Raw genomic sequence first — 17,843 nt, forward strand, 5'->3', positions numbered from 1 at the left:
CAAGGAAGAACATGGCGGCAGCAAGGAAAAAACGCGGTAAGAAAAAACCGTTCAATCCGGTGGCGCAGGGCGCCGATTTAAAATCGTATTCGCGCCCGGAGCCGGACAGGAAAGGGCCGAAAATATTAACCCTCGCCATTATGGGCGGAGCGGCATTTTTCGGTCTTAAAGCCTGTCAGGATGATGGCGATAACGACAATGACGGCGACGGGGTGTATTACGCGACGCCGCAAGAGTGCAGCGCCGACGGTCATCCGGCAGACATGTGCACGAATGCGTGGAACACCGCTAAAGCCGAATTCGAAAAAGATATTCCTCCGAATCTCACCTGGGACGCCTGCAGCACCCGCTACGGCAACGCCTGCTACTACGACGGCGCGGCGAAAACCTGGGTGCCGATGATGGCCGGCTTTCTGCTGGCCAGCAACGCGAATAAAAAGCGTGAGCTGGATGACTCTTCTTCGACGTATTACACCTCCAGCACAGGTTATCACTATTACTACACGCGCCCCGTGTGGCAAAACGGCTCTGGCGACTATGTCTGGCGCGGCAGTAAAAGCACGACGGCGAGCAGCCACGGCCTGGTGACCCGTAGCGCCACGACGATTTCACGTGGCGGCTTTGGCCGCTCATCAGGCTCCCGCAGCAGCTGGGGAGGCTAAATGCTCCGCCATCAGACACCGGTACGGCCCGATCTCGCGCGTATCGCCCATGAACACGGCTTTCACTTTCACATCATCGATGATGAGATCTACTGGGATGAAAGCCGCGCCTATCGCTTTACGCTGCGCCAGATTGAAGAACAGATAGAAGCGCCCACCGCCGAGCTGCACGAGATGTGTCTCGAGATAGTCGATCGCGCCGTGCGCGATCAGGCGATGCTTGAGCGTCTTGCGATCCCCGAGCTGTACTGGGATGCCATCGCCGACAGCTGGAAAGCGCAGGATCCGTCGCTCTACGGACGCATGGATTTTGTCTGGACCGGGCAGGGGCCGGTGAAGCTTCTGGAGTACAACGCCGATACGCCCACTTCGTTGTATGAGTCCGCCTATTTTCAGTGGCAGTGGCTGGAAGACGCGCGCCGCCACGGCACGATCCCGCGCGACGCCGATCAGTTCAATTCTATCCAGGAAAAGCTGATCGCCCGTCTGGCCGGAATAACCACACCCGATCCGCTCTATTTCAGCTGCTGTCAGGCGTCCGAAGAGGATCGCGGCACGGTGCTGTATCTGGAGGACTGCGCGCGTCAGGCGGGGCTGGAGACGCGCTTTATCTATATCGAGGATATCGGGCTGGGTCTCGGCGGCGTGCTGACGGATCTGGACGATAAGGTGATTCGCCAGGCGTTTAAGCTCTATCCGCTGGAGTGGATGATGCGCGACGACAACGGCCCGCTGCTGTGCAAGCGCGCCGAGCGCTGGTATGAGCCGCTATGGAAAAGCATTCTCAGCAATAAAGGGCTGCTGCCGCTGCTCTGGGCGCATTTTCCGGGGCACCCAAACCTGCTGCCGTCCTGGTTTGCCGACGATTTTTCACGCGAGCGGCACGAGGTGGCGCAGGCGCTTTCCGGCTACGCAGGCTATGTGCGCAAGCCGCTCTTCTCACGCGAAGGCGGCAATGTGACGCTGTTTGATAACGACGCGCGCGTGCTGGCGCAGGAAGACGGCGACTACGGCCATGAACCGGTGATCTGGCAGGCGTTTCAGGCGCTGCCGCGCTTTGGCGACAGCTATACGCTGCTTGGCAGTTGGGTCGTTGGCGACGAGCCTGCCGGTATCGGCATCCGTGAGGATGGCTCGCTCATCACCAAAGACACCTCACGCTTCGTTCCGCATTACATCGCCGGCTGACGGTTTTTCGCTTTTGTGAAGCGCGCGGGCGGTTTCTTTTCCCTCGCCATCCATACTTACTGGCGTTGCCACAGGTAAGGAGAGGGAATATGCACTGGCAAACCCATACGGTGTTTAACCAGCCCGTCGCGCTCAATAACAGCAATCTTTTTCTTTCCGATACGGCGCTGCGCGAGGCAGTGCTGCGCGAAGGCGCAGGCTGGGACGCGGAGCTGCTCGCCAGTATCGGCCAGCAGCTCGGTACCGCTGAATCGCTGGAGCTGGGACGGCTCGCCAACGTCAACCCGCCGGAGCTTCTGCGCTACGACGCCCGTGGCGAGCGCCTCGACGACGTGCGCTTTCACCCGGCCTGGCACCTGCTGATGCAAGGGCTGTGCGCCAACCGCGTCCATAATCTTCCCTGGAGCGAGACCGCGCGCGAAGGCGCGCTGGTGGCGCGCGCCGCGCGCTTTGTGCTGCATGCGCAGGTCGAAGCGGGCACGCTCTGCCCCATAACCATGACCTTCGCCGCCACGCCGCTGCTTCAGGCCCAGCTGCCGCCGCTGTTCGCCGACTGGCGCGCGCCGCTTGCCAGCGATCGCTACGATACCCATCTGCTACCTGGCGCCCAGAAACGCGGGCTGCTCATCGGCATGGGAATGACGGAAAAGCAGGGCGGCTCGGATGTACTCAGCAACACCACCCGCGCGGAGCCTGTTTCCCGGCGCGGCGCGGGCGAAGCCTACCGGCTGGTGGGGCATAAATGGTTTTTCTCGGTGCCGCAAAGCGACGCGCATCTGGTGCTGGCGCAGACGAAAGGCGGGCTCTCCTGCTTTTTCGTGCCGCGGTTTCTGCCGGACGGGCAGCGTAACGCGGTGCGGCTGGAGCGCCTGAAAGAGAAAACTGGCAATCGCTCAAACGCCAGCAGCGAGGCGGAGTTTCTGGACGCGCTCGGCTGGCTGCTGGGGGAAGAGGGCGAAGGCGTGCGCCAGATCCTGCGGATGGGCGGCATGACGCGCTTTGACTGCGCGCTCGGCAGCCACGGGCTGATGCGCCGCGCGCTGGCGGTGGCGCTCTATCACGCGCATCAGCGTCAGGCGTTCGGCAAAAACCTTATCGACCAGCCGTTAATGCGGCAGGTGCTGGGGCGCATGGCGCTTCAGCTGGAAGGCCAGACCGCGCTGCTGTTTCGTCTTGCGCGCGCCTGGGCGCAGCGCGAATCGCCGCATGAAGTGGCTTTTGCGCGGCTTTTTACGCCAGCGGCGAAATATAGCGTCTGCAAAGGCGGCATTCCGTTTGTGGCGGAGGCGATGGAAGCGCTGGGCGGTATTGGTTATTGCGAGGAGAGCGAACTACCGCGTCTCTACCGGGAGATGCCGGTCAACAGTATCTGGGAAGGCTCCGGCAATATCATGTGTCTTGATGTGCTGCGGGTGCTGGCGCGCCAGCCGGGCGTGATGGAGATGCTGAGCGACGAGTTTGATGCGGTGAAAGGGCAGGACCGGCACTTTGATCGCGCGTGGCGGCAACTGGCCGGGCAACTGCGTCGCCCGGATGAAGCGGCCGGGCGCGCCATTACCGGCCAGCTCTTTTTACTGGCGACCGGCGCTCAGGTGCTGCGTTCGCTAACGCCGCCGCTGGCGCAAGCCTGGTGTCGGATGATGCTGGATACCCGTGGCGACAGCCCGCTACCGGAACCGGTGCTGGCGCAGGCGCTGCTGCGCGCCACGGGCGGGGCAGGCTGATCAGGCCTTGAGGCGGAACAGGCTCACCAGCTCGTTCAGGTGATGACCTTTCTCGCGCAGCACCTGTGCGGTCTGCTCGCTGCGCGTCACGCGCTCGGCATTGATGTGAGTGGCTTCGCCAATCTGATGCATGGCGATATTCACCTGACCAATACCCGCAGACTGCTCGTGCGAGGCGTGGTTGATCTCCGTGACCAACTGGTTGATCTGGCCGATACGGCCGATGATCGACTCCATTGCCTGGCGCGTCTGCTCAGACAGCGCATGGCCTTCGCTCACTTTGGCGAGCGTGTCGCTGATGAGCTGCTCTATCTCTTTGACCGCGTTGGCGCTGCGTGCCGCCAGCGCCCGCACTTCCTGAGCCACCACCGCGAAGCCCTTGCCGTGCTCGCCCGCGCGCGCCGCTTCCACCGCGGCGTTTAACGCCAGGATGTTGGTCTGGAAGGCGATAGATTCAATCACGTGAGTGATATCCGCGATGCGCTGGGAGGCGCTGCGGATGTCGTTCATGGTGGTCACCGCGTTGCTGACGGTCGCGCCGCCTTGCTGTACGGCGTCGGACGCTTCTTTCACCAGGCCCTGGGTCTGCTCCATGTTCGCGGCGTTCTGCTGTACCGTGGCCGCCAGTTGCTCCATGCTTGCGGACGTTTCCTCCACGCTGCTGGCCTGCTTGTTGATCTGCTCGCTGATCTCGCCGCTGTCAGACGCCAGCGCGCGGGTACCCTGGCTGATTTCGCCTGCGGCATCGCGCACCTGCGTCACGATCTGCTGTAAGCCGTTGCCGATGCCGTTAATGGCATCGATAAGCTGGCCGACTTCATCGTGACGACGGGTGTCGATGGTATCGCGCAGATCGCCTGCGGCGTACTGGCGCGCGAGCGTGATAACGTTACGCAGCGGTGTGGTGAGCCAGCGGCGAACGGTCCAGACAAAGGCGGCCGCAAAGAGCAGCGACACGATCACCCCGGCGGCGAGGAACTGGTTGCGCATGCTGTTCACGCCGCTGAGCAGCGTCGCTTTGTCTACTTCGCCCACAATCGCCCAGTTCCAGCCCGGCAGTTGCGTAAAGCTCAGCAGCGCGGTGCGGCCATCCGGCTTTTTCATCTCCAGCGTGCCTTGCGGCTGCGTCAGCACCGGGGTCAGGATCGCCTCCGGCCATGCCGGACGTTTGCCTTCTTCGCTCGGATGAAAAAGGAACTGACCGTAGGTTTTGCCCGGCGCGCGGTTGATAACGTAGAAATGCCCGCTCTCACCAAGGCGACGGCTCAGGATTTTATTGCGCATCACCTGCCAGGAGTTGGTGATATCGACCCCGACGAAGAGGATGGCAATCACCTGGCCGCTGGCGTTTTTTACCGGTTCATACTGCGTGATGTAGCGTTTTCCGAACAGCAGCGCCAGGCCGCGGTAGGTTTCGCCTTTCATCACAGGCGCGAATGCCGGGCTTGCGGTGTCGAGCTGCGTGCCGATAGCGCGGCTGCCGTCTTCTTTGCGAAGCGAGGTCGCCACGCGTACGAAGTTATCGCCGCTGCGCACAAACAGCGTGGCGATAGCGCCGGTACGGGCCAGAAAGTCGTCAGGCAGCGCGTTGTTTTCATGCAGGGACGTCTCGCCGCCCTTAAGCATCGGCACGCTAATGCCGTTAATGCTCTGCATCTGGCTGTCGTCGCGGCTGACAGGTTGCGGAATAAAGCTGTTAAAGAGTTTTGTGAAGCTCGCCACCTCTTCATTGAGGCTGCTGTCGAACATCTGCGCCATATCCACCACGCTGGTGGTCTGGTTATGCAGATCTTCGAGCGCCAGCGCTTCCAGCTGCTGGCTGGCTTTGTGACTTAAAGCAAACGTGAATAACAGGAAAAGCGCCGCTACTGCGACGCCCGTGAGGAAGGAGAGCTTCGCGCCCAGTCCCCAGCGTTGAAATGAAAGTGTCATAAATTAGCCCATGTGCGCTTAATATTCCGCACCTTCAACGGCACGTGAGCGCTAACATTTAGTGGCTAAATGTAACCATTTGTTTCAAGTTAAATTGATTTAGATCATTGCAAGGATAAATAAAATACAAAATTTAGCTAAAGAACGTTCAACTATAGATAATTGCCTGCACCCGCCAGTTATCGGGGCGGTGATTTTCATGCATCTGAATAATTCGATAATACGCCGCGCCCTGCTCGTCCGCTTTATAAGCGATGACTTTTTCTATCTCCTGCGGCGTGCCGGAAATATCATTGACCGAAATAACGCCGATTTCATTTAAGCCGGTGACCCGATCGGCGTTCACCTCTTCAGCGGACTGCGCGGAAGTGGTAATCAGACCCGCGGATAACAACAGCGACGTTAAAGCCAGCGATCGTTTCATTGTCAGCTCCCTTACACCTGTTTCGATAAACGCAGCGCTCCGGTTCCCGGCGCAGTCCGAAAGCTATTGTGCAGCAGGTACGATCAATGCACGCAAAGCAGTGTAAATTTTGCTAAATAAAACCACGGCTTACGCTTACTTTCGGTACAAAATGGCTTGCGCGTGCCAGCGGCCCGGCAACAGGGTGTCGTCATTAGAGACCACCTGATAGTAATCCGCGCCAGCGGCACCCGCTTGTGCGGCGATATCGCGCAGCGCATCATCTGGCGAGCCATATTGCAGGGTGGTGACGGTGCCCATTTTCGTGAGCCCCTGCGTCTGGTAGCGCTGGATCTCCTGCGGGTGATCCGCCACCGGCGGCGCAGGTTGCGGCGTGCCCTGCAGGGCGCTGCACGCGGTGAGTGTCGCCACCATAAATAAAGGAATGAGCCGTCGCATAAGCATTCTCGTTACCTCAGGCTTAGAGTGTAGTGAGTGTAAGGGAATCAGGGCGTTGAATATCCCGGTTCTGCCAGGTAAAGCGCGCTTTTTTTACTATAAAATTGCAAAAGCGTAATCCATCTCTCAACCCGCTAAAAACCCTTACGCGTTGCGCTCGTCTGTACATCATGGCATACCTGCCGAATGACGTTGCGCAGGAGATAAGTATGATCGAAATTTCAACACGGCGGTTTGCCGGCATCGAAGCGCTGCATGCCGCACCGGCAGGCGCGGATGCAGTGGCGCTGCCGACGGTACTGTTTTATCACGGCTTTGCCTCGTCCAAAACGGTCTATAGCTATTTCGCCGTCGCGCTGGCGCAGGCCGGGTTTCGCGTAGTGATGCCGGACGCGCCCGATCACGGCGCGCGCTTTAGCGGTGACGCGGCGCGCCGCATGACGCAGTTCTGGCATATTCTTCATGCGGCCATCACGGAATATCCGCGGCTTTATGACGCGCTGCGAGAAGAAGGGCTGGTGGCGGAAGGCAAATTCGCTATCGGCGGCGCGTCGATGGGGGCGATGACCGCGCTCGGCATTATGACGCATCACCCCGAAGTGCGGGCAGTCGCGGCGCTAATGGGCTCCGGTTACTTCACCTCGCTCTCCCATACGCTCTTCCCGCCGGATGCCGGTGAGGCTGACGCCATTCGGGCCGTGCTGGCGCCCTGGGATGTCGACACGCAACTGACGCGCGTCGCGGATCGCCCCTTGCTGCTCTGGCACGGCGAAGACGATGATGTAGTGCCTGCGGCGCAGAGCCAGCGTCTCGCCGACGCGCTGCGCGGGCGCGGGCTTGATGCGCATCTCACGTGCGCCTGGCAGGCGGGGGTTAAACACCGCATCACGCCCGAAGCGCTGGAGGCGGCAGTGGCCTTTTTCCGCCGCCATTGTTAAGCGCCGCGCCAGGCAAAAACGCCATTGCGCTTTTTTTTACCAATTACCTTGAGTTTACCGGGGTGCGAAAGTAGAATGACGCGTCAATTTTTCAGCCGCCCTTTAATCACGTTCCTTGCCTCCCCGGGCCGCGGCTGACCCAGACAGGAGGCTGAATAATCCGTAAGGAGCAATTCGATGCGTCATTACGAAATCGTTTTTATGGTCCATCCTGACCAGAGCGAACAGGTTCCGGGCATGATCGAGCGCTACTCTGCTGCCATCACTGGTGCAGAAGGCAAGATCCACCGTCTGGAAGACTGGGGCCGCCGTCAGCTGGCTTACCCGATCAACAAACTGCACAAAGCACACTACGTTCTGATGAACGTTGAAGCGCCGCAGGAAGTTATCGATGAGCTGGAAACTACCTTCCGCTTCAACGATGCCGTTATCCGCAGCATGGTTATGCGTACCAAGCACGCCGTAACTGAAGCCTCTCCGATGGTTAAAGCGAAAGACGAGCGCCGCGAGCGTCGCGATGATTTCGCTAACGAAACCGCAGATGATGCTGAAGCTGGGGATTCTGAAGAGTAATTCTGATGGCCAACCGTCTGGTGTTGTCCGGCACCGTGTGCAGGGCACCCCTTCGTAAGGTCAGCCCATCAGGAATTCCTCATTGCCAGTTCGTGCTTGAGCATCGTTCTGTGCAGGAGGAGGCCGGTTTCCACCGGCAGGCGTGGTGTCAGATGCCTGTAATAATCAGCGGGCATGAAAACCAGGCCATTACTCACAGTATAACGGTCGGTACGGCAGTCACCGTTCAGGGGTTCATCAGTTGCCACAAGGCAAAGAACGGACTGAGCAAAATGGTGCTGCATGCCGAGCAGATTGAATTGATAGATTCTGGAGACTAGCCAAATGGCACGTTATTTCCGTCGTCGCAAGTTCTGCCGTTTCACCGCGGAAGGCGTTCAAGAGATCGACTATAAAGATATCGCTACGCTGAAAAACTACATCACCGAAAGCGGTAAGATTGTCCCGAGCCGTATCACCGGTACCCGTGCAAAATACCAGCGTCAGCTGGCTCGCGCTATCAAACGCGCTCGCTACCTGTCCCTGCTGCCGTACACTGATCGTCATCAGTAATCGGTCACGGTCCATTAATACGACTTTGAGAGGATAAGGTAATGCAAGTTATTCTGCTTGATAAAGTAGCAAACCTGGGCAGCCTGGGCGACCAGGTAAACGTTAAAGCGGGCTACGCTCGTAACTTCCTGGTTCCGCAGGGCAAAGCTGTGCCGGCTACCAAGAAAAACGTTGAGTTCTTCGAAGCACGTCGTGCTGAACTGGAAGCCAAACTGGCTGACGTTCTGTCCGCTGCTGAAGCTCGCGCAGAGAAAATCAATGCGCTGGGCACCGTTACCATCGCGTCCAAAGCGGGCGACGAAGGTAAACTGTTCGGTTCCATCGGTACTCGCGACATCGCTGACGCTGTCACTGCAGCTGGCGTTGACGTGGCTAAGAGCGAAGTTCGTCTGCCGAACGGCGTTCTGCGTACCACTGGCGAACACGAAGTGGACTTCCAGGTTCACAGCGAAGTATTTGCTAAAGTGATTGTAAACGTGGTTGCTGAGTAAGTTCTTACTCGACTGCACGTAAAAACGCCGGCCTCGCGCCGGCGTTTTGCTTTTCTGAGCCGCTGAAAATATTCAGCGTACGCGTAAGAAACTGCCGTCCGGCTGGCGGGTAAACAGCACCTGCTGATTATCGCCCGTATCAATGGTCAGCGCCGTCACGACGCCGCTGGCATTCTGACGCACCTGCACCATCTGCCCCTGCTGAAGATTACTGAGCGGCTTCCCGTCGCCTTCCACTTTTGCCATCGCATAGACATCTTCCGGCGGAAGATTATGGTCGCGGAACAGTTGCGCCAGCGTTTTGCCGGACTCTACGCGATAGGTGCGCCACTGCTGCTCAATATCATTATTCTGGAAGGGTTGTACCGGCGCGCCGGAAGCGGGCTGCTGAACGTTCGCCTCAGGCGTTTCTGCGGGAGAGACAGCCTGCGGCTGTACGGGCGGCTCCGGCGTGCGGTTGAAATCGAGTTCGGCGTCGCGTCGCTGCGGCGTATTCGGCGCGTCGGGAGAAGGCCATAGAAAGCACAGCACGATGAGTATCGCGCAAAGAATAATGCCGCGTCGGTGTGCTGGGGGCAGCGGATCCATCAGCCGGATACGGTCCGGGGCGTGCCATATCTGCGCCAGCAGCGGTTTAATTCGTCCGGGCATGTCTTCTCCTCATTTACTCCAACGCTATCGCCGCGCCAGTGTACCATTATAGCGCGCTAACTGTTTGATGCCGGTAGTAAAGCGCGCATTCGTGAGCGCCACGGCATCCCGCGCGCCGGAGGATTATTTTACCCGACGTGGCGCTGCTGTTATGCTGCCCGCTAATTTTCCCATTGAGAAAGGATAACCCCATGACAACCCCTTCTTTTGACACCATCGAAGCGCAGGCAAGCTACGGTATTGGCTTACAGGTCGGACAGCAACTGCGCGAGTCAGGCTTACAAGGGCTGCTGCCGGAAGCGCTGGTGGCGGGGCTGCGTGACGCGCTGGAAGGCAACCAGCCTGCCGTGCCTGTTGATGTCGTGCATCGCGCGCTGCGTGAGATCCACGAACGCGCCGATGCAGTGCGCCGCGAGCGCCAGCAGGAGATGGCAGTAGAAGGCCAGAAATACCTGGACGAAAACCGCGAGCGCGACGGGGTAAACAGCACCGAATCCGGTCTGCAATTCCGCGTGCTGACCCAGGGCGAGGGGCCGATTCCTTCTCGTAAAGATCGCGTCCGCGTGCATTACACCGGCAAGCTTATCGACGGCACCGTATTCGACAGCTCCGTCGCGCGCGGCGAACCGGCGGAATTCCCGGTGAGCGGCGTTATCGCAGGCTGGATCGAGGCGCTGACTCTGATGCCGGTCGGCTCTAAATGGGAACTCACTATTCCGCACAACCTGGCTTACGGCGAGCGCGGCGCGGGCGCGTCCATTCCGCCGTTCAGCACGCTGGTATTTGAAGTCGAACTGCTGGAAATCCTGTAACGGCTTTATCATCCCCGCTGCGGCGGGGATTTGTTTTCCCGTAAGTGAAATGACGCGATTTTATTTTGATAATAAGCGGATTGCGGGTATTTTTGTGATGCATTTCGCGAAGTGAAAGTGATTTGCCACCCATTTTAAACATAAAATTAACATTATATTTAAATCATAGTATTCAACCCTCCGATTCTTACCTAATATCGATGATGTTTTGCCAAGGACATCGTCATTTCGACGCGTAAATAGAGGCCAGCAGAGCCTCAACAACACAGACAGGTACAGGAAACGAACATGTCAGATCAAATCAAAGTGGCTGACGCTGCTGAGGCGCCGGCCGAGCAGTCGCTACGGCGTAATCTTACTAATCGTCATATACAGTTGATTGCTATCGGCGGCGCTATCGGCACCGGGCTGTTTATGGGTTCCGGCAAAACCATCAGCCTCGCCGGCCCGTCGATCATTTTTGTGTATATGATTATCGGCTTCATGCTCTTCTTCGTCATGCGGGCGATGGGCGAGCTGTTGCTCTCCAATCTCGAATATAAATCCTTCAGCGATTTCGCCGCCGATCTGCTCGGGCCGTGGGCGGGATATTTTACCGGCTGGACGTACTGGTTCTGCTGGGTGGTCACCGGCATGGCCGATGTCGTGGCGATCACCGCCTATGCTCAGTTCTGGTTCCCTGGATTATCAGACTGGGTCGCGTCGCTGGCGGTCGTTGTGCTCCTGCTCTCCCTTAACCTCGCGACCGTGAAAATGTTCGGCGAAATGGAGTTCTGGTTCGCGATGATTAAAATTGTCGCCATCGTCGGGCTTATCGTGGTGGGGCTGGTGATGGTGCTGATGCACTTTAAATCGCCGACCGGCGTCGAGGCGTCATTCGCGCATCTGTGGAATGAGGGCGGCTGGTTCCCGAAAGGGCTGAGCGGCTTCTTCGCAGGCTTCCAGATAGCGGTCTTCGCCTTTGTCGGTATTGAGCTGGTCGGCACCACCGCCGCCGAAACCAAAGACCCGGAAAAATCGCTGCCACGTGCGATCAACTCCATTCCAGTCCGCATCATTATGTTCTACGTCTTCGCGCTGATTATTATCATGTCCGTGACGCCGTGGAGCTCGGTCGTCCCGACCAAGAGCCCGTTTGTGGAGCTGTTTGTGCTGGTGGGGCTGCCGGCGGCGGCGAGCCTGATTAACTTCGTGGTGCTGACCTCTGCGGCATCCTCTGCTAACAGCGGCGTCTTCTCTACCAGCCGTATGCTCTACGGTCTGGCGCAGGATGGCGTGGCCCCGAAAGCCTTCGCCAAACTCTCAAAACGCGCGGTACCGGCAAAAGGGCTGACCTTCTCCTGTATCTGCCTGTTAGGCGGCGTCGTGATGCTCTATATCAACCCGAACGTCATCACTGCTTTCACGATGATCACCACCGTGTCGGCTATCCTGTTTATGTTCGTCTGGACCATCATCCTGTGCTCTTACCTGGTATACCGTAAGCAGCGCCCGCACCTGCATGAGAAGTCAATTTACAAAATGCCGCTCGGCAAGGTGATGTGCTGGGTTTGCATGGCGTTCTTCATATTTGTTATCGCCCTGTTGACGCTGGAAGATGACACGCGACAGGCGCTGATGGTCACGCCGCTGTGGTTTGTGGTGCTCGGCGTGTGCTGGCTGTTTATTGGCAAGAAGCGTCTCGCGAACTTTCGCCGCTAAGCCATAAAAAAGGGCCCACGTATCGGGCCCAAAAGGTCAAGTTACCGGGGCGCTCGAAAGGGCGCCTTTATTTTTCGCCAGCGAGGGCACGCGGGAATAAATTATTGTTCTCCAGACTGATGTGATTCATCAGATCGTCGATAAGCTCGTTAATGCCGTTGTACATCGCGCGCCACGTGGTGCAGGCTTCCGGCGGCGGCGTCACGTTATTCGTCGTGTGTTTAATCACCTCCAGTAGTTCGCCCGCCTCGTCGTGCTCGCTTTCCATCACGCTAATTGGCCCCATCGCCTGGCTGCCCATGCCCTGTTTAATCATCGGGAACAGCACGCGCTCTTCTTTCATCATGTGGCGGGTCAACTCCTCATGGAGCATCGTCAGGTACTTAGCAAGCCCTTTCGGCACGCCCGGTTTATCGGCGTGGACGCGCTCCACTTTGGTCGCCTGCAAAATCAGCTCCGGCAGCTGTTCGCGGTGACGGTCGTGGTAGCGCACGATGATGTGATCGATGATTTCCGCAAGCGGCGCGGTTTTCCAGTCCTTTTCCAGCGGCGCGTCGGCAAGCGTCGCCAGCTCGCGTTCAATGGCGTCCAGGTCGAGAGCCTGGCGCTCTGCGGCGCGCAGCAGCGTCTGTTTGCCGCCGCAGCAGAAATCGAGATGGTATTTACGGAACAGCGCGGAAGCGCGGGGGATGGTTAACGCCAGTTCGCCAAGGGGTTGGTCGCGGAAGGCCATAGCAGTACCTCACTCATCATTTGTATAAGATGCATACTAAATGCATCTTTATCGGCAGGCTATAACCCTTTAGAGGAGGGGGATTAAAATGAGAGGTGCGTCACAAAAATATTTTCATGACTAAACTACTGATAGCTATCAGGAAATAACTGGAAACCGCATCGTATCGCGGCCTGCGCGTTAAATAACCCGAATGACCTGCCGATAGATACACATCAGTTTACACCTGCACTAAGGTCATTCATGTTTAAACGTATAAAAGTCATTACTCTTTTAATCACCGTGTTGATCGTTCTGGGCGCCATGCAGCTTATCGCGGCAGGCGTTTTCATTAGCGCGCTCAACAATGACAAAGACAACTTTAACGTGTCGCAAATTTCCAGCCAGAACGTGGCGGAATTTACCGACGCCTGGATAAGCCTCAACCAGACGCGCGTTACGCTGAACCGCGGCATGTTGCGCCTGCAAAGCAGCATGGCGAATCAGATTAACGGCGGCCAGCTTAATGAACTCGTTGCCACGGCCAACAAACTGCTGGCGGACGCGAAAAGCCATTACGACACTTACTATGCGCTGCCGGAAACGCCGGGCATGAATGAGCAGGTCGTTGACCGTCTGGAAGAGCAGTATCGCATCTACTCCTCGACGCTCGCGCAGATGAACAAACTGCTGGCCGCAGGCGATCTGGAAGGGATGTTCAAGCAGAACGCCGAGCAGAAGCAAAACGCGATGCAGATGGTCTATCGCGAATGGCGCGCCGAGCAGGCGAAGCTCTCCAGTCAGGGCGTGAAAGATAACGAAAGCGACTACCAGCGCATTTTGTGGATCCTTTCTGCCATTATGGTACTGGTGCTGGCTGTGATTATCGTCAGTTGGGTGGCGATGCGTCGCGTCCTGCTGCTGCCGCTGCATGACGTCATGGGCCACATCCGCGCGATTGCCGCAGGCGATCTGACGCAGCCTATCGACGCTCACGGCAATAACGAAATGGCGCTGCTGGCGCGCAATGTGCACGACATGCAGCAGTCGCTGGCCCGCACGGTCAGCACCGTGCGCGACAGCACCGACACCATTTTCACCGGCGCGAGCGAAATCTCCGCAGGCAGCAACGATCTCTCTTCCCGCACTGAGCAGCAGGCCGCGTCGCTGGAAGAAACCGCCGCCAGCATGGAAGAGCTCACCGCGACGGTGAAACAGAACGCCGATAACGCTCGTCAGGCGACCCAGCTGGCACGTACCGCGTCGGAAACCGCGCTGAAAGGCGGTGAGGTTGTGGATGGCGTTGTGCGCACGATGGATGAAATCGCGGCCAGCTCTAATCAGATTGCCCAGATAACCAATGTTATCGACGGCATCGCGTTCCAGACCAATATCCTCGCGCTTAACGCGGCGGTAGAAGCCGCACGCGCCGGCGAGCAGGGCCGCGGCTTCGCGGTCGTGGCCGGTGAAGTCCGCACGCTGGCAAGCCGCAGCGCCCAGGCCGCGAAAGAGATCAAAGCGCTTATCGAGAACTCCGGCAACCGTGTCGATGCGGGTTCGCAACTGGTGCGCGAAGCGGGCGAAACCATGAAAGAAGTGGTCGGCGCGGTGACCCGCGTGACCGATATCATGGGCGAAATCGCCTCCGCGTCCGACGAGCAGAGCCGCGGTATCGATCAGGTCGGCCTTGCGGTCTCCGAAATGGATAAAGTGACGCAGCAGAACGCCGCGCTGGTGGAAGAATCCGCCGCGGCGGCGGCCGCTCTGGAAGATCAGGCGGGCAAGCTGAACGAGGCGGTCGCGGTCTTTAAACTCAACCGCGCCCAGTCTCGCATGGCGAGCGCTGCGCCGAAGGCGCCGTCCTTCAGCACGCCAGCGCCGACGGCGAGCCTGAAAGCCGCTCCGGCGGGCGGCAGCGACAACTGGGAAACCTTCTGAGCCTTAAGGCCCGTCACCGACGGGCCTTTTTTTATCGCGCCTCCTGTGGCGCGCGTTCCGCGACCGGCACCACTTTCACCCGCACCGCCATCACCACGCCCAGCGCCAGCAGGGCAATGCCGGTCAGGGTCAGGAGCGGCGGCATACTCTGCCGCAGTAAAAAGGTATAGAGCAGCCCGGCCAGGGTTTCGAAAACGATAAGCGGCCCGAGGATCACCGTCGGCAGACGCTGGCTCGCAATATTCCAGCACAATGCGCCAATCCATGAGCAAAACAGCGCGATAGCCACCATCAGCGCGATAAACACGCCGGGACGCGGGCCGAAGGGCAGCGCGAAACCACTGTCGCCTGCTGCCAGCCACAGGCATGCCGCAATATAACCCGCCAGTGAAACCGGCAGCGTCACCAGCCCCTGGGCCGTCGCCCACATCATCGGGTGTTTGTCAGGGTTTTCTCGCAGCCAGCGCGCGTTGCGCAGCGCATACCAGGCCCAGCAGATAACCGAAATGACCGCCAGCGCGATGCCGCTCCCGTAACGGGCGGGCGTGAAGCCCGGCAGGCCCTGACGCAGCTCGGCGAAGTTTACGCAGATAAGCCCGCAGAAAATGGCCGCCAGCGCCGGAAAGAGGCGTCGCCAGGGCAGACGGCCATCGCGTCGGCTGTAAAGCAAATTAGCGAAAACCGGGATGACCACCGGCAGCGTGCCGATGATCATCGTGGAAACAGGCGCACCGGTGCGCTGAATGGCGCTCGCGAGGCACACGTAATAGATAAGATTGCCCATCATGGTCAGCGCCAGCGCGGTCAGCCAGTCGCGCACGCTGAGCTGTTTTAACCGCTTGCGTCCGGCCCACGCCAGCGGTACGGCCAGCAGGCCCAGCGCGAGATAACGCCCCATCGACTGCAACACCGCCGGGTATTCCGGTACGATTAACGGGCCGACAAAAATCAGCCCCCACATCAGCCCCGCCAGCAGGGCATAAAACACGCCTGTTAACATCACCACCACCCACTTTGCTGTTCAGCGGGCAAGTGTAGCGGGGCGCAAAAACGCGCGTCTTGTACCAGCTTGCTGCGCATTAGCTCAGATCGTGCAAATCTTTACCGTTCGGCGGCCCGAGGCGGAAATCGGAGAAAGTGACCTCCAGCCCGGCGCGCGTCGGCGTACAGCACATCGCGCCCAGAAAATAGCGCTGCGCATCCGGGAACGGACACAGGCGCAGCAGCGGCCAGGTTTCGCCATCGGTGGAATATTGAAGCCGCAGGCAGTGATTCTGGTGCGTCAGGCGCAGCCAGAAGTGTTGCTGGGCGGCGGGGAAAATGCCGGTCGCCCAGTCGGAGCGCTCAAGCGTCAGCACGCTGCCTATCATTGGCTGCGCGTCGTTATACTCAATGCCTGCCTTCAGCCAGTGGTGTTCATCTGCCATCAGCAGCAATCCCGCCTGGTCATACAGCGTGGTGAAGTCGCCTTCGACGCGGACCTGAAACGTAAAATCGCCCGTCACCTCAACGCCGAAAACATGCCCGGAATGGCGCTGAAAGCCATACCAGGTGGTTTGCCAGAAATCCGTTTGCGCGTCAGTGGTGACATGCAGCGCGTTATTGTCAAGCCGCCAGCTGGCCGGTTCGTTCAGCCAGCGTCCGTTCGCCAGAGTTTCCATTTATGTTCCCCGTTCCCGAATGTGCCTGAATTATAGCCGGGCGAGACGCGAATGCGCGCTTAACGGGCCACCTGTTTCTGGTAGCGTGCGGGGGTAATGCCGTAGCGGCGGGTGAACGCGCGGGTGAGGTGCGCCTGGTCGGCCAGGCCTGCGGCGGCGGCCACTTCGGCGGCGGGCATCCCGGCGGCGAGAAACTGCTTGGCGCGCCACAGCCGCACCGCCATCAGCATCTGATGCGGCGTCACGTGATAGCGGGCTTTGAACTGGCGCTGGAAATGATAGGGGCTGAGCGACGCCTCGGCGGCGATGTCATCGAGCGTCAGCGGCTGCATGTAATTGTCGTAAAGATAGTCGCGCACCCGATCGAAACGGTGCGCGCCGTCGGTTGTCGCCTGTGGCGCATGGCGTGCGTAGGGGCGGAACGTGTCGATGATATCAAGCAACAGCCCCTGCTGCGCCAGCGTATCCGGCGCTGACCAGAGCGCAGCGATAAGCTGACCTGTCTGGCGCGCGCGCAGCGGGTCATGACGTTCCACCTCGCCAAACCACCAGCAACGCTCGCCGGTGAGTTGCTCCAGCGTCCGTGGCTCCAGATAGATCATCCGGTAGCGCCAGCCCTGCTGAGTGGCCGCCTCGCCGGTGTGGAGCTCATCAGGGTTCATCGTGACCAGAGAATTCACTGCCGCCACATGCTGCGCGCCGCGATAGCGAAAGCGCTCGGCGCCGAGTTCGATAGCGCCGATACCGAAGGCTTCATGCGTGTGAGGCTCAAAGGCGTAACGGGCGATATGGGCGTGGTACAGCTCAACGCCCGGCAGCGCGGGCAACTGTCGGAAGCGGGCGCTGTCACGTTCGTCGAAGAACTGCTCGGGTACGCCTTGCACGGTGGCTCTCCACTAGAGGTGAAGCCTTATTATAAGAACAACTGCGGGCTTAGCCACCGGTATTAACAATTAATTAACCTGACGGTTATTCGATGCGGGAGAGATTGGCGTCGTCGCAGCCGGAGTTACGGCACTCGCGCTCGATGCTTTTCAGCAGCGCGATGCGGGCGGCCATTTTCTCATTCACGCAGCCGAGCAGCAGCGTGGCGTCTTCCGCGCACTCGTGGTCACGCACTTTCAGCCAGGAGATCTGGGCGTTTTTCACGATCTGTTTCTGCGCAGGCGAGAGCGCCGCCATGGTGTTTTTGTACTGCTGGTTGAGGTCGCGGTCGCCCTGCACCATTTCCAGCGCGGCGCAGTAGGTGGTGTCATACGGGCTGCGCGGGTTGTCGCAGCTCATCGACCATGCGGCGGCGCTGCACAGCAGCAGCGGGAGAGCGAGAATATGTGCTTTCATGAAGATCCCTGTTTTCAGTTTATTGTTGTGAGCGCCTTCGGCAGGCGAGCGCATTGTATCTGGCAGGCCCAGGGAAATCAGCCTGCCAGATTTGGCGCACAGGAG

20 protein-coding genes are annotated in these 17,843 nt (G+C 59.1%); 11 read left to right on the forward strand and 9 right to left on the reverse strand.

All coding sequences use genetic code 11. The features are described from left to right. The first annotated feature begins 11 nt into the window (after positions 1-11). The 3 genes from BJP61_RS03825 (at position 12) to BJP61_RS03835 (ending at position 3,574) form a co-directional block, all read left to right on the forward strand. Positions 12-662, forward strand: coding sequence for a DUF1190 domain-containing protein (locus BJP61_RS03825; protein WP_038867540.1), 651 nt, complete (start codon positions 12-14; stop codon positions 660-662). Continuing rightward, complete coding sequence (locus tag BJP61_RS03830) at positions 663-1,850, forward strand: glutathionylspermidine synthase family protein (RefSeq protein ID WP_171997843.1); 1,188 nt, start codon at positions 663-665, stop codon at positions 1,848-1,850. It abuts the gene before it with no gap. 89 nt (positions 1,851-1,939) lie between these two features. Further along, on the forward strand, positions 1,940-3,574 hold the full coding sequence (locus BJP61_RS03835) for an isovaleryl-CoA dehydrogenase (RefSeq protein WP_161579589.1): 1,635 nt from the start codon (positions 1,940-1,942) through the stop codon (positions 3,572-3,574). Here the strand turns inward: BJP61_RS03835 and BJP61_RS03840 are convergent, their stop codons facing one another. The 3 genes from BJP61_RS03840 to bsmA all read right to left on the reverse strand — a co-directional run bounded on the left by BJP61_RS03840 (position 3,575) and on the right by bsmA (position 6,374). Beyond that, a complete protein-coding gene (locus BJP61_RS03840; RefSeq protein ID WP_038867547.1) occupies positions 3,575-5,506 on the reverse strand; it encodes a methyl-accepting chemotaxis protein in 1,932 nt (643 codons plus the stop codon). 148 nt (positions 5,507-5,654) lie between these two features. Further along, complete coding sequence (locus BJP61_RS03845) at positions 5,655-5,930, reverse strand: DUF1471 domain-containing protein (protein WP_038867549.1); 276 nt, start codon at positions 5,928-5,930, stop codon at positions 5,655-5,657. Between the two features lie 135 nt (positions 5,931-6,065). Then, on the reverse strand, positions 6,066-6,374 hold the full coding sequence (bsmA, locus tag BJP61_RS03850) for a biofilm peroxide resistance protein BsmA (RefSeq protein ID WP_038867551.1): 309 nt from the start codon (positions 6,372-6,374) through the stop codon (positions 6,066-6,068). 203 nt (positions 6,375-6,577) lie between these two features. On the opposite strand from bsmA, the gene yjfP reads away from it, so the two are divergent. From yjfP to rplI, 5 genes are all read left to right on the forward strand, one after another. Further along, on the forward strand, positions 6,578-7,306 hold the full coding sequence (gene yjfP / locus BJP61_RS03855) for an esterase (protein ID WP_171997844.1): 729 nt from the start codon (positions 6,578-6,580) through the stop codon (positions 7,304-7,306). A 177-nt stretch (positions 7,307-7,483) separates the two neighbouring features. Then, positions 7,484-7,879, forward strand: coding sequence for a 30S ribosomal protein S6 (gene rpsF, locus BJP61_RS03860; protein WP_001216673.1), 396 nt, complete (start codon positions 7,484-7,486; stop codon positions 7,877-7,879). A gap of 5 nt (positions 7,880-7,884) precedes the next feature. Continuing rightward, positions 7,885-8,199 carry a primosomal replication protein N gene (gene priB / locus BJP61_RS03865; RefSeq protein ID WP_032966206.1) on the forward strand — a complete coding sequence of 105 codons (315 nt, stop codon included), beginning with the start codon at positions 7,885-7,887 and terminating at the stop codon, positions 8,197-8,199. A gap of 4 nt (positions 8,200-8,203) precedes the next feature. Then, positions 8,204-8,431: a 30S ribosomal protein S18 gene (rpsR, locus tag BJP61_RS03870; RefSeq protein WP_000135199.1), complete on the forward strand. Its 228-nt coding sequence runs from the start codon at positions 8,204-8,206 to the stop codon at positions 8,429-8,431. A 41-nt stretch (positions 8,432-8,472) separates the two neighbouring features. Then, a complete protein-coding gene (gene rplI, locus BJP61_RS03875; RefSeq protein ID WP_075192341.1) occupies positions 8,473-8,922 on the forward strand; it encodes a 50S ribosomal protein L9 in 450 nt (149 codons plus the stop codon). Positions 8,923-8,994: 72 nt separating this feature from the next. Here the strand turns inward: rplI and BJP61_RS03880 are convergent, their stop codons facing one another. Next, positions 8,995-9,573 (reverse strand): LysM-like peptidoglycan-binding domain-containing protein, encoded by a 579-nt coding sequence (locus BJP61_RS03880; RefSeq protein WP_171997845.1) that lies wholly within the window; start codon positions 9,571-9,573, stop codon positions 8,995-8,997. 191 nt (positions 9,574-9,764) lie between these two features. On the opposite strand from BJP61_RS03880, the gene fklB reads away from it, so the two are divergent. Beyond that, positions 9,765-10,385: an FKBP-type peptidyl-prolyl cis-trans isomerase gene (gene fklB, locus BJP61_RS03885; protein WP_007709296.1), complete on the forward strand. Its 621-nt coding sequence runs from the start codon at positions 9,765-9,767 to the stop codon at positions 10,383-10,385. A 288-nt stretch (positions 10,386-10,673) separates the two neighbouring features. Then, the gene (gene cycA / locus BJP61_RS03890) at positions 10,674-12,086 is read left to right on the forward strand and encodes a D-serine/D-alanine/glycine transporter (RefSeq protein WP_171997846.1); all 1,413 of its coding nucleotides are present in this window, start codon (positions 10,674-10,676) and stop codon (positions 12,084-12,086) included. Positions 12,087-12,153: 67 nt separating this feature from the next. On the opposite strand, the gene ytfE is transcribed toward cycA, so the two are convergent. Then, positions 12,154-12,819 (reverse strand): iron-sulfur cluster repair protein YtfE, encoded by a 666-nt coding sequence (gene ytfE / locus BJP61_RS03895; protein ID WP_171997847.1) that lies wholly within the window; start codon positions 12,817-12,819, stop codon positions 12,154-12,156. Between the two features lie 243 nt (positions 12,820-13,062). On the opposite strand from ytfE, the gene BJP61_RS03900 reads away from it, so the two are divergent. After that, entirely contained in the window at positions 13,063-14,736 is a 1,674-nt protein-coding gene (locus BJP61_RS03900; RefSeq protein WP_171997848.1) for a methyl-accepting chemotaxis protein, read from the forward strand. Between the two features lie 31 nt (positions 14,737-14,767). Here BJP61_RS03900 and BJP61_RS03905 read toward each other — a convergent pair whose 3' ends face one another. The 4 genes from BJP61_RS03905 to BJP61_RS03920 all read right to left on the reverse strand — a co-directional run bounded on the left by BJP61_RS03905 (position 14,768) and on the right by BJP61_RS03920 (position 17,738). Then, positions 14,768-15,736: a DMT family transporter gene (locus BJP61_RS03905; RefSeq protein WP_038867568.1), complete on the reverse strand. Its 969-nt coding sequence runs from the start codon at positions 15,734-15,736 to the stop codon at positions 14,768-14,770. Positions 15,737-15,815: 79 nt separating this feature from the next. Beyond that, positions 15,816-16,397 carry a DUF1349 domain-containing protein gene (locus BJP61_RS03910; RefSeq protein WP_075192344.1) on the reverse strand — a complete coding sequence of 194 codons (582 nt, stop codon included), beginning with the start codon at positions 16,395-16,397 and terminating at the stop codon, positions 15,816-15,818. A 59-nt stretch (positions 16,398-16,456) separates the two neighbouring features. Further along, positions 16,457-17,281: an AraC family transcriptional regulator gene (locus tag BJP61_RS03915; RefSeq protein WP_038867572.1), complete on the reverse strand. Its 825-nt coding sequence runs from the start codon at positions 17,279-17,281 to the stop codon at positions 16,457-16,459. Between the two features lie 85 nt (positions 17,282-17,366). Next, positions 17,367-17,738, reverse strand: a complete 372-nt coding sequence (locus BJP61_RS03920; protein ID WP_038868348.1) for a lysozyme inhibitor LprI family protein — start codon at positions 17,736-17,738, stop codon at positions 17,367-17,369. Positions 17,739-17,843 lie beyond the last annotated feature (105 nt).

Source organism: Cronobacter sp. JZ38, assembly GCF_008932145.1.
Taxonomy (GTDB): domain Bacteria; phylum Pseudomonadota; class Gammaproteobacteria; order Enterobacterales; family Enterobacteriaceae; genus Cronobacter; species Cronobacter muytjensii.

Excerpts from the sequence above, each read along its gene's own strand:
- ytfE (WP_171997847.1), bottom strand. The coding sequence starts at position 12,819 with ATGGCCTTCCGCGACCAACCCCTTGGCGAACTGGCGTTAACCATCCCC.
- BJP61_RS03830 (WP_171997843.1), top strand. The coding sequence starts at position 663 with ATGCTCCGCCATCAGACACCGGTACGGCCCGATCTCGCGCGTATCGCC.
- rpsF (WP_001216673.1), top strand. The coding sequence starts at position 7,484 with ATGCGTCATTACGAAATCGTTTTTATGGTCCATCCTGACCAGAGCGAA.
- BJP61_RS03845 (WP_038867549.1), bottom strand. The coding sequence starts at position 5,930 with ATGAAACGATCGCTGGCTTTAACGTCGCTGTTGTTATCCGCGGGTCTG.
- rplI (WP_075192341.1), top strand. The coding sequence starts at position 8,473 with ATGCAAGTTATTCTGCTTGATAAAGTAGCAAACCTGGGCAGCCTGGGC.
- BJP61_RS03905 (WP_038867568.1), bottom strand. The coding sequence starts at position 15,736 with ATGTTAACAGGCGTGTTTTATGCCCTGCTGGCGGGGCTGATGTGGGGG.
- fklB (WP_007709296.1), top strand. The coding sequence starts at position 9,765 with ATGACAACCCCTTCTTTTGACACCATCGAAGCGCAGGCAAGCTACGGT.
- BJP61_RS03910 (WP_075192344.1), bottom strand. The coding sequence starts at position 16,397 with ATGGAAACTCTGGCGAACGGACGCTGGCTGAACGAACCGGCCAGCTGG.
- rpsR (WP_000135199.1), top strand. The coding sequence starts at position 8,204 with ATGGCACGTTATTTCCGTCGTCGCAAGTTCTGCCGTTTCACCGCGGAA.
- BJP61_RS03825 (WP_038867540.1), top strand. The coding sequence starts at position 12 with ATGGCGGCAGCAAGGAAAAAACGCGGTAAGAAAAAACCGTTCAATCCG.
- bsmA (WP_038867551.1), bottom strand. The coding sequence starts at position 6,374 with ATGCTTATGCGACGGCTCATTCCTTTATTTATGGTGGCGACACTCACC.
- yjfP (WP_171997844.1), top strand. The coding sequence starts at position 6,578 with ATGATCGAAATTTCAACACGGCGGTTTGCCGGCATCGAAGCGCTGCAT.
- BJP61_RS03880 (WP_171997845.1), bottom strand. The coding sequence starts at position 9,573 with ATGCCCGGACGAATTAAACCGCTGCTGGCGCAGATATGGCACGCCCCG.
- priB (WP_032966206.1), top strand. The coding sequence starts at position 7,885 with ATGGCCAACCGTCTGGTGTTGTCCGGCACCGTGTGCAGGGCACCCCTT.
- BJP61_RS03900 (WP_171997848.1), top strand. The coding sequence starts at position 13,063 with ATGTTTAAACGTATAAAAGTCATTACTCTTTTAATCACCGTGTTGATC.
- BJP61_RS03835 (WP_161579589.1), top strand. The coding sequence starts at position 1,940 with ATGCACTGGCAAACCCATACGGTGTTTAACCAGCCCGTCGCGCTCAAT.
- cycA (WP_171997846.1), top strand. The coding sequence starts at position 10,674 with ATGTCAGATCAAATCAAAGTGGCTGACGCTGCTGAGGCGCCGGCCGAG.
- BJP61_RS03920 (WP_038868348.1), bottom strand. The coding sequence starts at position 17,738 with ATGAAAGCACATATTCTCGCTCTCCCGCTGCTGCTGTGCAGCGCCGCC.
- BJP61_RS03840 (WP_038867547.1), bottom strand. The coding sequence starts at position 5,506 with ATGACACTTTCATTTCAACGCTGGGGACTGGGCGCGAAGCTCTCCTTC.